At 71.0% G+C, this 12523-nt stretch carries 13 protein-coding genes; 6 read left to right on the forward strand and 7 right to left on the reverse strand.

What is annotated here, in order from left to right; translation table 11 throughout:
* Nucleotides 1–90: 90 nt before the first annotated feature.
* The 3 genes from ACWGSR_RS14070 to ACWGSR_RS14080 form a co-directional block, all read right to left on the reverse strand.
* Nucleotides 91–831 carry a YidC/Oxa1 family membrane protein insertase gene (locus ACWGSR_RS14070; RefSeq protein WP_376231435.1) on the reverse strand — a complete coding sequence of 247 codons (741 nt, stop codon included), beginning with the start codon at nucleotides 829–831 and terminating at the stop codon, nucleotides 91–93.
* 100 nt (nucleotides 832–931) lie between these two features.
* Nucleotides 932–1246, reverse strand: coding sequence for a DUF6412 domain-containing protein (locus tag ACWGSR_RS14075; protein WP_432088920.1), 315 nt, complete (start codon nucleotides 1244–1246; stop codon nucleotides 932–934).
* A 248-nt stretch (nucleotides 1247–1494) separates the two neighbouring features.
* Complete coding sequence (locus ACWGSR_RS14080; protein ID WP_376231431.1) at nucleotides 1495–2019, reverse strand: winged helix-turn-helix transcriptional regulator; 525 nt, start codon at nucleotides 2017–2019, stop codon at nucleotides 1495–1497.
* A 117-nt stretch (nucleotides 2020–2136) separates the two neighbouring features.
* Between ACWGSR_RS14080 and ACWGSR_RS14085 the strand changes: the two genes are divergently transcribed.
* The 5 genes from ACWGSR_RS14085 to ACWGSR_RS14105 all read left to right on the forward strand — a co-directional run bounded on the left by ACWGSR_RS14085 (nucleotide 2137) and on the right by ACWGSR_RS14105 (nucleotide 7771).
* A complete protein-coding gene (locus ACWGSR_RS14085; protein ID WP_453566412.1) occupies nucleotides 2137–3501 on the forward strand; it encodes an MFS transporter in 1365 nt (454 codons plus the stop codon).
* Nucleotides 3502–3673: 172 nt separating this feature from the next.
* Nucleotides 3674–4672, forward strand: coding sequence for an SEC-C metal-binding domain-containing protein (locus tag ACWGSR_RS14090; protein WP_376231425.1), 999 nt, complete (start codon nucleotides 3674–3676; stop codon nucleotides 4670–4672).
* Between the two features lie 70 nt (nucleotides 4673–4742).
* Nucleotides 4743–5189, forward strand: coding sequence for a very short patch repair endonuclease (locus ACWGSR_RS14095; protein ID WP_453566528.1), 447 nt, complete (start codon nucleotides 4743–4745; stop codon nucleotides 5187–5189).
* On the forward strand, nucleotides 5182–6168 hold the full coding sequence (locus ACWGSR_RS14100) for a DNA cytosine methyltransferase (RefSeq protein ID WP_453566414.1): 987 nt from the start codon (nucleotides 5182–5184) through the stop codon (nucleotides 6166–6168). Before ACWGSR_RS14095 ends, ACWGSR_RS14100 begins: the two co-directional genes overlap by 8 nt.
* Before the next feature lie 46 nt (nucleotides 6169–6214).
* Entirely contained in the window at nucleotides 6215–7771 is a 1557-nt protein-coding gene (locus ACWGSR_RS14105; protein WP_453566416.1) for a DNA cytosine methyltransferase, read from the forward strand.
* 13 nt (nucleotides 7772–7784) lie between these two features.
* On the opposite strand, the gene ACWGSR_RS14110 is transcribed toward ACWGSR_RS14105, so the two are convergent.
* The 4 genes from ACWGSR_RS14110 to ACWGSR_RS14125 form a co-directional block, all read right to left on the reverse strand.
* The gene (locus ACWGSR_RS14110; protein ID WP_453566419.1) at nucleotides 7785–8648 is read right to left on the reverse strand and encodes a DUF6339 family protein; all 864 of its coding nucleotides are present in this window, start codon (nucleotides 8646–8648) and stop codon (nucleotides 7785–7787) included.
* Nucleotides 8645–9640, reverse strand: coding sequence for a hypothetical protein (locus ACWGSR_RS14115; RefSeq protein ID WP_376231416.1), 996 nt, complete (start codon nucleotides 9638–9640; stop codon nucleotides 8645–8647). The genes ACWGSR_RS14110 and ACWGSR_RS14115 overlap by 4 nt, the downstream gene beginning before the upstream one ends.
* A gap of 3 nt (nucleotides 9641–9643) precedes the next feature.
* The gene (locus ACWGSR_RS14120) at nucleotides 9644–11791 is read right to left on the reverse strand and encodes a helix-turn-helix transcriptional regulator (protein ID WP_453566421.1); all 2148 of its coding nucleotides are present in this window, start codon (nucleotides 11789–11791) and stop codon (nucleotides 9644–9646) included.
* Nucleotides 11792–12075: 284 nt separating this feature from the next.
* Nucleotides 12076–12219 carry a hypothetical protein gene (locus ACWGSR_RS14125; protein ID WP_453566423.1) on the reverse strand — a complete coding sequence of 48 codons (144 nt, stop codon included), beginning with the start codon at nucleotides 12217–12219 and terminating at the stop codon, nucleotides 12076–12078.
* Between the two features lie 62 nt (nucleotides 12220–12281).
* On the opposite strand from ACWGSR_RS14125, the gene ACWGSR_RS14130 reads away from it, so the two are divergent.
* The gene (locus ACWGSR_RS14130) at nucleotides 12282–12503 is read left to right on the forward strand and encodes a hypothetical protein (RefSeq protein ID WP_453566426.1); all 222 of its coding nucleotides are present in this window, start codon (nucleotides 12282–12284) and stop codon (nucleotides 12501–12503) included.
* Nucleotides 12504–12523: the final 20 nt, after the last annotated feature.

Here is a 12523-nt window from a genome sequence, read left to right on the forward strand (position 1 = left end):
CCCCGGCCGATGGAGTGCGGCCATCGGAGGATTGGTCGATCCTCCAAGAGAACGGGCCGCTCTGCAAGACCCCGCCCACGCAGTGGACCCTTACGCGCGAGTAGCAACGGCGTCGCCGGCCGCCTCTTCCTTCGGCGCACGGAAGAGGAAGGCCCGTTCGACGACGGTCCAGGCGGTACTGGTGACGACGTAGAGGGCGGCGGCGAGCGGAACGACGGCGACCGTGATCAGGGTGGCGAAGGAGAGCAGCGGCATCACCTTGGTGATCGCGCCGGCGCCGGGGGTGGGCTGCCCGAGGTCGAGGGGCTGGGCGGCGAGCTGCCGCTTGGTGTGGCGGTAGCCGAAGGCGGCGACGGCGGCGACGATCGCGAACAGGACGAGGTAGACCAGCCCGGCCGGACCGAACGGGCCGCCGTGGGAGAGGGCGTCGGCCCAGCGGTCGCCGAGCGGGGCGGCGAAGAGGGCGTGCCCGGCCATCCGGTCGCCGGCGAACAGGTGGTACATCAGGAGGAAGGCGGGGGCCTGGAGCAGGCTGGGCATGATGCCGGCGAAGGGGGAGACCTTCTCCTTCGCGTGCAGGTCGAGCATCGCCTTCTTGAGCCGCTCGGGGTTCTTGGCGTGCTTCTTGCGGAGCGCGGCGAGCTGCGGGGCGATGCGGGTGCGGGCCTTCTGGCCGCGGGCGGCGGCCCGGGAGAGCGGGTGGACGGCGAGCCGTACGAGCGCGGTGAAGAGGACGATCGCGGCGGCGGTGGCGGTGGTGGCGAAGAGCGGCTGGAGCAGCTCGGCGAGCCGCTCGACCAGGGCGGCGAAAAGGGACATGAGGTCGGACATGGGGGAGCCCTCCGTGGGGTCTCGTCGTGCCGGGGAGAGGTGCGTTTCTCGGCATGACGGATCCGCGCGAGGGGTTCCGAGGAGGGTGTCCGGGAGCTCCCTACGCGGCCGTCGGGAGGGGACGGCCGGGAGCCCGGGGTCTGCGGCGGCCCGCGGCGTCGGGGTCGCGCTGCGGCAGGAAGGCGGTGCGCCGCTCGCGGTCGCGCATGGCGGTGCGGACGGCGGTGGGCGGCACGGCCGGAGCCGTACGGGCGCCGGAGAGGGCGCGGAAGAGGCCGGCCGCGGCGAGGGCGACGGCGGCGGAGACACCGGCTCCGGCGAGGGCGCCGGCCCCGTCGGACAGGAGCAGTCCGGTGAGGGCGAGCAGGAAGAGCAGCAGTGCGACGACCCGTGGGGCCGGGGTCCTGCCCGTCATCCCGTCACCTCCTCCGTACCGCCGGTTCCTCTCCGTGAAGACGCACGACGGGACGGGGAAGTTCCCGCGGTCTCCCGCGATTTCCCGTCCCGGCGGGCTCCCGCGCCTCCCGTCCCGCCGGGCTCCCGCGCTTCCCGTCCGCCGGGCTCCCGCGATGCCCTGTCCCGGCAGGCTCCCGCGACGTTCCGCACCGCCAGGCTCCCTCGACGTTCCGCACCACCAGGCTTCCGCGATGTCCCGTCCCGCGCTCAGGAGGTCTCCAGGGGTACGAGGAGGCGCCGGGGCCGCAGGAGGGCGCGGCCGACGGGGTCGGCGGGGTCCGGGTCGAGCCCGGCGCCGGGCCGCATCTCGACGTCGGCGGGCGGAACGGGGAGGCCACAGGCGGGGCACGCGCCGCCGGGACCGAGCTCGGTGCCGCAGTCGGCGTGGTGGAAGTGGCGCATCGGCAGGGTGCCAGGGAGCTCGGTCCGGGCCCAGGAGCCGAGCGACCACAGGACGGGCCAGAGGGCGAGACCGCGCTCGGTGAGGACGTACTCGTCGCGCGGGGGCGACTCCCGGTAGCGGCGCCGTTCGAGGACGCCGACCTCGACGAGGGCCTGGAGGCGGGCGGCGAGGACGGCGCGGGGGGCGCCGAGGTGGGCGAGGAAGTCGCCGTAGCGGCGGACGCCGTAGAAGGCGTCGCGCACGACGAGGAGGGTCCAGCGCTCGCCGACCACTTCGAGGGCGCGGGCGATGGAGCACTGCTGCTGGGCGTAGTCCTTGCCGAGGGCCATGGGATCCATCGTACCGAAGAGGGTTCACTCAACGAACCGACCTGATACCGTGAGTTCGTTCACCGAACCGACTGATCGGCCGACAGGTGGAGGCCCGCCGTGCCCCGACGAACGCCCTTGCTCCGTCCCCGCACCTCCGCCCCACCTCCCGAGGGGCATCCGGGCGCCGCCGCTCTCGCCGTGACGGCGACCGCGACCGCCGTCGCGCTGATGAACTACACGGCGCCGATGCCCACCCTCCCCGCCGTGGCGGCCGCCCTCGGGACCTCTCCCTCAGCCCACGCCTGGCTGCTCAACGGCACCCCGCTCGGCCTCGCCGCATTCCTCCTGGTGGCCGGCGGCCTGGCCGACGCGTACGGGCGGCGCCGGGTCTTCCTCCTCGGCGCGCTCGCCCTCGGCCTCACCACCGCGCTCGGCGCCCTCGCGGACTCCACGCTCGCCTTCACGGCCGCCCGGATCGCCCAGGGCGCGGCGAGCGCGGCCGTCCTCGCGGGCAGCCTGGGCCTGCTCGCCCAGGCGTACCCGGCGGGCCGGGACCGGATCAGGGCGACGGGCGTATGGGGCGCGTCGGTGAGCGGCGGCATCGCGCTCGGCCCCCTGCTCGCGGGCGCGCTGGGCCTGGTGGACTGGCGGCTGGCGTACGGAGCGCTCGGGGCGGCGGCGCTGGTGACGGCGGCGGCGGGAGCGCGATGGCTGCCGAGGCCGACGACGGCCCCGGGCGGAACCGCGACACCCCGCCCGGACATCACGGGGGCAGTGACCCTCGGACTGGCCCTGTCGGCGCTGCTCACGGCGCTCACCCTGGGCAGGGACGGCTGGCTGCGCCTCCCGGTGGGCCTCCTGCTCCTGGCCTCGGCGGCCCTGACGGCCCTGTTCGCGCTGGTGGAGACCCGGCGGAAGGACCCCATGATCGACCTGGCGCTGCTGCGGCGGCCGGCGTTCCTGACGTCGACGCTCGGGGCGCTCTTCACGGGCCTGGCGGTGATCGGCCTGTTCAGCGTGGTGCCGGCGCTGCTCCAGGCCGGCACGGGGATGTCACCACTGGATACGGCCTGGCTGTTCCTCCTCTGGTCGGGAACGGCCTTCGTATCGGCCCTCCAGACCCGCCGCCTGGCGGCCCGGCTCTCCGCCGCGCACCAACTGACCCTGGGGTTCGTGCTGTCGGCGGCGGGGGTGCTGACGTTCCTGGGGGCGCTGGAGGGCCACGCGGGCGCGTGGCGCCTCCTGCCGGGCCTGCTGGTGGCGGGGGCGGGCAGCGGCCTCCTGAACGCGGCGCTCCCCCGGCTCGCGGTCGACTCCGTACCGCCGGAGCGGGCGGCGATGGGCTCGGGCGCCAACAACACCGCCCGCTACATCGGCTCCTCGGCGGGGGTGGCCCTGACGCTCGCCCTGGCGACGGCGGGTCCGGACACGGCCCTGGCGGCATCGGCGGCGCTGGCGCTGACGGGGGCGGCGCTGACGCTCGTACTGGCGCGGCGCTGACGCTCGTGCCGGCGGGGAAAGAGAGATCGCCCACTCCCTCCGGACGAGTACCGACCGAAGACCCGAAACCCCGCAGGTGAGCCCGGCGACCCTCGCGCCTCCCCGCCCCCGGAGGCACGACGGGACCCGCCGCGCCAACTCTCCGGGGCCGCACAGCAGTACGGTGGGACGCATGCGCCCCGACACGCCTGCAGCCCACACCACCGAAGCCGAGCGTCTGCTGCGCACCGCCGCGCAGTACCCGGGTGACCGGGAGCCCCTGTACCTCCGGGCGGCGGCCCACCTGGAGCTGGCGGGCGACCGCCCGGGCGCGACGGCCCTCTACGACGACCTCCTGTCGTCCGAGCCCGTGGACCCGCACCTGATCAGGGCGCTGAAGGCGGCGAACCTGTGGGAGTACGGGCACGAGGCGGAGGCGCGGGCGATCATCGAGGGCCTCCGGGGCGCCCGGCCGTCGGACGCGGCGCCGTGGGAGATCGCGGCGGAGACGCTGGAGGCCCACGACGAGCTGGAGGAGGCGGAGTCGACCCTGACGGAAGCGGCGAGACTCCTGCTGACCACCCCGGACGACCTCCCCCACGCGACCCGATCCCTGATCACGACCCGGCACCGGGTCCGCCGCATGCTGGCGCTGCCGCACGACGACTGGGACGCCCTGGCGGACCGGCTGCACACGGGAACGGTCCCGCTGGACGAGCTGCACGACCCGAAGCGCCTCTGGTCCCTGGGCTCGGAGGACCCGGCGGAGCTCCGGGCCGAGATCGCCCGCCTCCGCTCCGAACTGGGCACCTACCGCACGGCCCTCTCCCGCCCCTTCCCGGTCGCGGTCCTCCACTGGCCGGAACCGGAACTGGACGAGCTCCTCGCGGCCTACCCGGAGCTGGAGGCCGAGTACCCCACCTACACGGCCCACCTCACCGACATCGAGGCCTCCCTCCGCGAACTCGCCCAGGCCGGCACCCCCAACCTCGGCATCGTCCGCGCCACGGTCCCCTCCTACGAGGCCTTCGCCGCCTCGGAATCCACCCGCCCCTCGAACGCGGACCTCCTCCCCCAGTACGCCACCACCCTGGCGGCCCGAGGCCGCGCCACGGCTTGGCCGCCGGCGCGGGGGGCGGAGTGCTGGTGCGGGTCGGGGGAGACGTACGGGAAGTGTCACGGGTCGGAGTGACGCCGGGCCGGTCCGGCAGAATGCGGGTGTGACCGAAGCCGTTCCGTCCTCCCCCGCAGTCTCGGCCCGCATGAGCCGCCAGGGCTCTCGCGACACCGCCCAGGAACTGGCGGTACGCCGGCTCCTGCACGCCTCCGGCCTGCGCTACCGCGTCAACGTCCCGGTCCCGGGCATGCCCCGCCGCACGATCGACATCGTCTTCGGCCCGGCCAAGGTCGCCGTCTTCCTGGACGGCTGCTTCTGGCACGGCTGCCCCCGACACGCGACGCAGCCGAAGTCCAACGCCGAGTGGTGGCGCGCGAAGCTCGACAAGAACATGGCCCGCGACCGGGAAACGACGGAACACCTCGCGGCTCTGGGGTGGACGGTGCTGCGGTTCTGGGAGCACGCGTCGACGGAGGAGATCTCGGCGACGGTGCGCGCGGCGGTGGACCGGAAGAAGAACGAGCGGATCCAGGCGGGGCGGAAGGCACTCGTGCAGGACCCCCGGGAGACCGAGCGGACGACGGATGCCTGATCGACTCCGCTTCGTGGACGTCTGCTCCGGCGCCAGCGGACTGGCGTCGGGCCTGGAGGAGGCGGGCTTCTCCCCCGCGCTCCTCCTCGACAACAAACCCCAGGCGTGCGAGACGCTCCTGGCCAACAGGCCGCGCTGGAAAGTGGTCTGTGAGGATCTCGTCCAGTTCCTCCCGGACGAGCATCCGGAGTCTCTCGACGTCGACCTCCTGTCGGCCGGCCTGCCGCGGGTGAAGGCCTCGGCCGCCGTGGGACGTGCGCACAGCGATCAAGAACTGCGGCTTCTCACTGCCACGATCCTTCTGCTCCACTCGATCCGGCCTCGTGCCCTCCTGCTGGAGAATCTGCCCGCACTCATCGACTCCCCGGCCTATGCGGGCATCCGGAAGTTCGTCGAGGCCGAGCTGACCCACCTCGGCTACCGCTTCCACTGGTTCGTACTGAACGCGGCGGACTTCGGTGTGCCCCAGGAGCGCAGGCAGGGCATCCTCGTGGCCCTCAAGGAGCGATGGTTCCCCGCTTTCGTCCCGCCGGAGCCGACCGTGAACCAACACGTTCCGGTCGGTCGGGTACTCCTTCCCTCCATGAGATCCCGGGGCTGGCGCGACGCCGAGGCCTGGGCGGCCCAGGCCTCGGCCGTGGCGCCCACCCTGGTCGGGGGGTCGGAGAATCGCGGCGGCGCCGATCTCGGACCGTCCGGCACGAAGCGTGCCTGGGCTCGTATGGGAGTGAACGCCGGATCGCTGGCGGACCAGGTGCCGGGAGCGGAGTACGCGTGGCCCCGCTCGGACGACCCGGCACGGATGGTGAAGATCACGGTGGACCAGGCGGCCCTCCTTCAGTCGTTCCCTCCCGAGTGGCGCATCACAGGGCGGAAGACGGCCCGGTACCGACAGATCGGCCACGCCACTCCCCCACCAGTGGGTCGGGCGCTCGGTGCGTCCATAGCCACCGCTCTGGGCGTTGTCCACAGCCCCTAGACAAGACGTCCTGTCCACCCCTGCGCGCCGGCTAGACTTCAGGCCCATGAGCCACATCGATACGGAAGACTCCTCACCTGCGGATTTCCACATCCTGGACCTCTTCGCGGGCCCGGGGGGACTGGATGTGGCGGCAGACGCGCTGGGATACCGGGTGACCGGCATCGAATGGGACGCGGGAGCGTGCGCCACTCGCGGCGCGGCGGGGATGGACACCTTCCACGGAGACGTCCGCAAGTACCGTGCCGCCTTCTTTCCGCGTGCTCAGGTTCTGACCGGAGGACCTCCCTGCCAGACATTCACCGTCGCCGGGCACGGTGCGGGTCGTAGAGCGCTGGACCAGGTTCTGGAGTACATCGAAAGGCTGCACGAGGTCGTACGCGACACCGAGAAGCGCCCCGGCGATCCGCAGGCCTGGCTGCAGGTCTTCCGGACCTGGCGGAGGATCCACGAGGAACTGCGGCGCAAGGAACTCGAGGCCGAAGCGATCAGGCACGAGAAGCGCGCCGTGGAGCAGCGCAGGACCGAGACGCGCAAGGCGATGCGGGTCTGCCTGGAGCGGCGGGGAAACTCGGCGAATGAGATCAGGGAGTTCCTGAAGAAACTCAAGAAGCCGCAGACCGTCGAACTCGTGGACGGCGAGCTCCAGGATCTGTTGAAGGTCTTCTGCGGGCTGGACGGCGAACTCGCCGAGCTGAAGAACGAGCTGGAGAAACTGGGCGACGAGCGGACGGGTCTCGTCCTGCAGCCTCTGTGGTGGGTGATCGAGCGGAGCAGGCGGCCCGGATCGGAGCCGTACGAGGCCGTCGTCCTGGAACAGGTACCGGCGGTGATGCCGGTATGGGAGCGGTACGTCGGGGTCCTGGCCTCTCTCGGCTACCGAACCGCGACACAACTCATGCACACGGAGGCTTTCGGCGTTCCCCAGACCCGACGGCGTGCCGTGCTGATGGCCCGCTTCGATCGGCCCGATCTGCCGGAGGGCCCCGGGCCCGGTCTTCTCCGACAGCTGCCCGAGACCCACGATCTCTACCACCGGAGGGGAACCTTCACCCGTCTGCCGAAGACGAAACGGTCGGACACGTTGTTCTCGGAGAAGCCGGAGCACTGGGTCTCCATGGAGGCCGCCCTGGAGAATGCGGAGAAGCACTCGGTCAAGGTGCGTCGTCGTCCTCCTTTCAGCGTCGTCTCCAACTACGGAACCGGAGGCGTGCCGGAGGCCCGCGGCCGACGTGACCACGACGACCCTTCCGCCACGATCACGGGGAAGGTGTCGCGGAACCGCGTGGTCCACAAGGGGACCGACAAGGATCTCGAGGACGACCTGGGCCGTTTCAACAACGCTGAGGCGGGGGTACTCCAGACGTTTCCCGCGGCATACCCCTGGAGCGGCAACGACGTCTCGCAGCAGATCGGCAACGCGGTCCCTCCCCGGCTCGCCCTGCACGTGCTGTTGCGCGTACTGGAACCCGAGCTCGACGCTGAGGAGGCCGAGGCCAGGCTGGATAGGGGAGTCGAGAAACTGCAGGCCTGGGAGCCCAAGGAATCGGTGGAGCCCCTGAAGCATTCCGGCCTCAAGGGCCACCCGCTCACCGGCAGGTGACCCTTCCGCTCCTTCAATCCTTGGGCGCCCGGCCCCGGACCGGGGCCGTCTCGAAGAGCTCGACGAAGTAGTCGGTGAGCTTCCGCACCGTCTCCTCCGGGACGGGCTCCTCCTCAGGCCCCCTGGGCAGGGTGTGTCGCGGAACCGAAGGCGCCGTCTCGGCATCCGCGATCCACTGGCGCAGTACCTCGGGGTCACGCGGCTCGTCCTCGGCCAGAGCGTCGTAGACGAGGGTCGCGCCGGCGGCACTGATCGCCGTCATGAGGCCCTCGATCTCACGACCGGTGGTGATCCCCCGCCCCAGGACGCCCACCAGTGCCTGGGCGGTGGGTCGGTGGTCGACGAGGTCGCGCCGCAGCGCAGAGTGGATCAGGTCCTGGTTGCCGCAGGCCGCCTCGACCGGGAAGTAGTCGCCTCCGTTGCGGAACATCTCCGCCGCCCACCACAGCCGCGAGAAGCACTGGCGGTCGGGCGCGCCCTTGAAACGCTCCGAGTTGATCTTCGACGTGGTCGGGGAACCGTGCCGCCACGCCACGTAGTCCGGTGCGACGGCGAGTGCGAGATGGGTCCACAGTCTGCGATCCGCCGCCTCCCGTCGGGTGAGGCGGAGCGTCGCGTGCAGCCGGGGCGCCAGCCAGCCGTCGGCACGGGTCCGGCTGTCGCCGAACTCGTGCATCGCGTCCTCCACCAGTTCCCTGAGCGGTTCGACCTCCCAGCGGGCGTCGTCCTCCGCCAACGGTTCGACGGCCTTGGCGAGGTCCACGCCCCCGTGCCCCCGGACCCCCGCGAGCAGGTCCTCCGTCAGGAAGGGGCCGGCCGCCGCCGCGGACAGCAGGCCGAGCCGCTGGGGAATGTAGTGCGGTTTCTCGATCGTCATGTCTTGTCCCCTCGGTTCAACTGCTGAAGTCCGCGCAGGGCGTTGGTGAGCGCCTTGCTCGCGCCGGCGCGCCGCACGGCCGCGTAGTGGATACGGGTCTGGAGTTCCACCCATCCCGCGTCACCGGTGCGTCGGCGGTGGACCCGGCGGAGCGCCTCCTCCGGACGGACGCCCGGGATCACGTCGGGGAGCATCTCGCGGAGCACCTCGCCCTGCCAGTCGGTGGGAAAGACGGGCGTTCCGTCGGGCTCCACCTCCAGATCACCCACGGAACTGTGGAACACCGCGGTCCACGCGTCGGTGGCCATCTGGGAGACGAGCATCTCGTGGACCTTGCTCTCGATGCCTCCGCTCTCGGCGCCGAGGAGATCGGAGAAACCCTCGATGTCGGAGTTGACCAGCACCGCCGGCAGCCGGCCCGAGGCGTCCACGATCCAAGGGGCGTCCGCGTAAGCGTGCAGCCACTCCCGCGAGGTCTTCGAGAAGCTCACCTGCTTCACATCGAGGCTCAGGCCACCGAGCGGCTCCTCCGCGACCACGTCCACGGTCCAGTCGTCGTCGGTCTCCGCCAGCGACCGGCCCGGTACGCCGTCGATCGTGGCGACGGCCTGGACCGCGAGCGTGGCGCGCCCGACGTGGTCGTCACGGAACACCTCGACGGTCCCGGACCACTCCTTGCCCTCCGGGGTGTCCTGCTTGAGGTCGACGGCGGTGCGCACGTTGGTCTCGCCGTCGGTGAGCACCGCCAGGACCCGCAGCTCGCTCCACGGGGAGTCGGGAGCGTTGGCACCGGGAGGCAGCGTGGCGGAGAGACCGATCCTGGCCGACACCCAGTCCTCGTGCTGTGCGACCCCGAGGGCGACGGTCCGCTGCTGCGTGGAGTACGCCGACGTGTCCAGGTGGTCGCGGGTGCCGTCGGGCAGTCTGAGCGAGGCCGAGGTCACCCGAAGGGTGATCGGACGATTGAGCCGCTTGTACGGGTAGAACTTCATGTCTCATTCCCCCTTGCCGATGCGCAGTTCGAGAACGAGCCGGGTGAGCGCGGTACGGACCGGATGACTGGTGACATCGGTGGAGCCGCTGAAGACGGCTCGCCGGGCACCGGGCGAGAAGCGGAGCACGCCGTCCTCGACCTCACAGCCCTCCACCGCGACGAGTTCCGCCCAGTCGAGTCGGGGACGGCCGCCCGACCTCACGTCGAGCAGGACCACCGGCGTCATGGCCGGCAGCTCGTCCGCACGAGGCAGCTTCACCTCTGTGGTGATCCGCCATTCCCCCGCCTCTCCGATCGAGGCGTCCAGCCCGTCCAGCTCCGGCAGGGCCGCCCCGGGGGCGCGCCTGGGCGCGGTCTTGCGGGGGACGGTGAGCGCCTTCCGCAGCTTCGCACCCCCTTCACCGCCGGACCGCTTCGGCTTGGCAACCAGTTCCTTCACGGCCGAGTTGACCTCGGTGGTCAGACGGGCGATGCGGTGGTGCGCGGTGTGCGACCAGCGCAGGGTGAGTTCCTCCGTCTGACCCCAGCGGTCGTGCTCGGGCGGCTCGGCCGCCCGCAGGAACTCCTCGGCCTCCTCCGCGAAGGGAGCCGTCTCCCCGGCCGCGTGCCCCGCGAGGAGAACGGCCTGGAAGGAATTGACGCCCAGGGGAAGACCGGCGACACCGGACTTCTTGATGGTCATCCGGTTGCCGCGCAGCGAGTGGACCTGGTTCGGGGCACCGTCCTTGTCCTCGGCCTCCGTGACGAGGAGGACGGCGGGGTGCGTGCCGAGCGTGCCTCGGCGCCCGCCGGCGAGCGGAAGCCTGAACGGAACGTGACGAAGGGCGACCTGGCCGGCCTCGGTGAGCCGGTCCACGGTCGTTCCTTCGTAGAAGGAGCGCAGAGCCCTGGTGCGGGAGGGCTGGGACCGGGCGGGGTCGACCTTCTCCTCCTCCAGGACCACCTGTCCGTTGCGCAGCGTACGGACCGAGGTCTCCAGGAGCGGAAGCCGGCTTCCGCCTCCGGTCATGGCTGCCCAGAAGTCCCGTTCCAGCGCCTCGACCAGCCGCCGGTGCATGGACTGGATGTCGCGAGTCCCGTCGTCGTCGATTCCGTCTCCGTTCTCGTCGTCGACATCACGGTCGGGAACGCTCTGGTCGAGGCTCGCCACGTCGTGGGCGCCGACGATGAGGAAGGAAGTGCCCGGCTCGTCGCTGTCGCGGGTCAGGTGGAGGTGTTCGACCGTCTCCTCGTCCGCCCACCAGGAACGGGCCACCTGTGCTCCCGGGCTGTCCGGGTCGGGGCGCCCCAGCCAGGCAGGTCCCGCGTACGTCTCGTCACCGACGGAGCGCCACGGCAGCTCCAGTCGCCCGATGAGGCGGCGCTCGGTCCGCCCCTCGTGGGGGACGGAGAGCGTGGAGTTGATGAGGACCATGCCGAGTGCGCTGGTCGCCCAGAGCGTCGCCTTGCCGAGGCCGAAGGAACCGCCTGCTCCACGCCCCGACTTCAGGCTCTCCAACTGACGGCGGACGACGGCCGCGAACTTGCCGTCGCCGTAGTCGTCCCCGGTGAGTCCGGAGGCGTTGTAGTCGTCGATCCGGAGCAGGACCAGCCGGCCCTTCTCGAACATGTCGCGGACCCCCGCGTCCACGACCCGGCCGACCTTCTGGTGGGAGGCCGATCGGGAGACCGCGGCATAGTGGGGGTGAAGGTCGTCCCAGAGGACGGCCTTGCGGAAGGCGTCCAGCACCTCGCCGGTCAGTTCGTGAATGGTGTAGCGCACCCGGACCGGGCGGCCGTTGTCCGTGAGCCGTTCGTCGAGGCTGTTCTGGCAGGTCTCCCGGGCGAGGACCTGGACGTCGGCGTCGAAGGCGAAGGCGGCGGCGTTGCCCCCGTCGCGACCGCCGTCGGGATAGCCGGGCCGGTGGTACCAGGTGACGGGAAGACCCGCCTGTGTATCGGTGGTGCGTGTGTGCACCGTGCCGATGTCCGTGCCGAGCGCCCTGGCAATGTCCTCCATCACGGTCGGCCGCGGGACGGACCGCCTGGTGATCCAGGCCGAGACCGCGGCGCGGGTCAGTCCCAGCTCTTCCGCCAGCTCCGCCTGTGTCTTCCCCGCGAGCCTGAGCTGACGGGCCAGCCAGGGCCCGAACTCCTCACCGGTCTCCATGCGACGACCCCCCACTTTCCACTCTTCCTACAGACCTGGACAGATTAATTTGACACGCCCGACTCGGTCAACTCTTGCTTGACGGTACCCCGCCGGCCTTCCTCTCTGTCGCATCACCCACTTCGCGTTATCCCCCCGTTCGTCCCATTCCGGGGACACTTCGCGCTCTCTGCACATTTTGTCGGAAATCAAAAAGAGGCTTGCCCGCATCAGGAGTTTCCCCTAAAGTGCAGCAGGACGAGAACTCGCCACAAGGGGAGAGCTCTGTCATTGATCAACCCACATCACTCTCCGACCAGTTCTTCCGCGGGATTCAAAAAGGAATCCTTGATTCCGGTGGCGCCGCCGAGGTCGAATCCCCTAACGTTGATCACGGATCGCCCCGAGGCCTCGACCCCGGATAAATGGCGCCGATCGAACGCGCCCACGCACGCAAATTCTGCGTCGTAACGACCGATGCGGATCGAAAGAACAGGACGGTGATCGACCCGTGGAAGAAGACCCGGGGGACACGGAGTCGCACAAGCGTTCCACCTCGCATCCTATTTTTTCCGGACGCGAGCTGAGTGCTCTGTCCTTGGAGTTGGCGAGGGCGCACAACGAAAAAGAAAAGGCGCGGATCATCGAAGAGTGGGAGACGACGCGCGAAGACCTGAAGGAGCTTTACGAGTTCGACGACAACCTCCTTCCCGGAACCGACGAGCACGACTGAACCGTCCCCCTCAACGCAGT

This window comes from Streptomyces sp. NPDC055632 (genome assembly GCF_053618675.1).

Coding starts and splice junctions, on each gene's coding strand:
- ACWGSR_RS14070 (WP_376231435.1), bottom strand. CDS start 831: ATGTCCGACCTCATGTCCCTTTTCGCCGCCCTGGTCGAGCGGCTCGCC.
- ACWGSR_RS14075 (WP_432088920.1), bottom strand. CDS start 1,246: ATGACGGGCAGGACCCCGGCCCCACGGGTCGTCGCACTGCTGCTCTTC.
- ACWGSR_RS14080 (WP_376231431.1), bottom strand. CDS start 2,019: ATGGCCCTCGGCAAGGACTACGCCCAGCAGCAGTGCTCCATCGCCCGC.
- ACWGSR_RS14090 (WP_376231425.1), top strand. CDS start 3,674: ATGCGCCCCGACACGCCTGCAGCCCACACCACCGAAGCCGAGCGTCTG.
- ACWGSR_RS14095 (WP_453566528.1), top strand. CDS start 4,743: ATGAGCCGCCAGGGCTCTCGCGACACCGCCCAGGAACTGGCGGTACGC.
- ACWGSR_RS14100 (WP_453566414.1), top strand. CDS start 5,182: ATGCCTGATCGACTCCGCTTCGTGGACGTCTGCTCCGGCGCCAGCGGA.
- ACWGSR_RS14105 (WP_453566416.1), top strand. CDS start 6,215: ATGAGCCACATCGATACGGAAGACTCCTCACCTGCGGATTTCCACATC.
- ACWGSR_RS14110 (WP_453566419.1), bottom strand. CDS start 8,648: ATGACGATCGAGAAACCGCACTACATTCCCCAGCGGCTCGGCCTGCTG.
- ACWGSR_RS14115 (WP_376231416.1), bottom strand. CDS start 9,640: ATGAAGTTCTACCCGTACAAGCGGCTCAATCGTCCGATCACCCTTCGG.
- ACWGSR_RS14120 (WP_453566421.1), bottom strand. CDS start 11,791: ATGGAGACCGGTGAGGAGTTCGGGCCCTGGCTGGCCCGTCAGCTCAGG.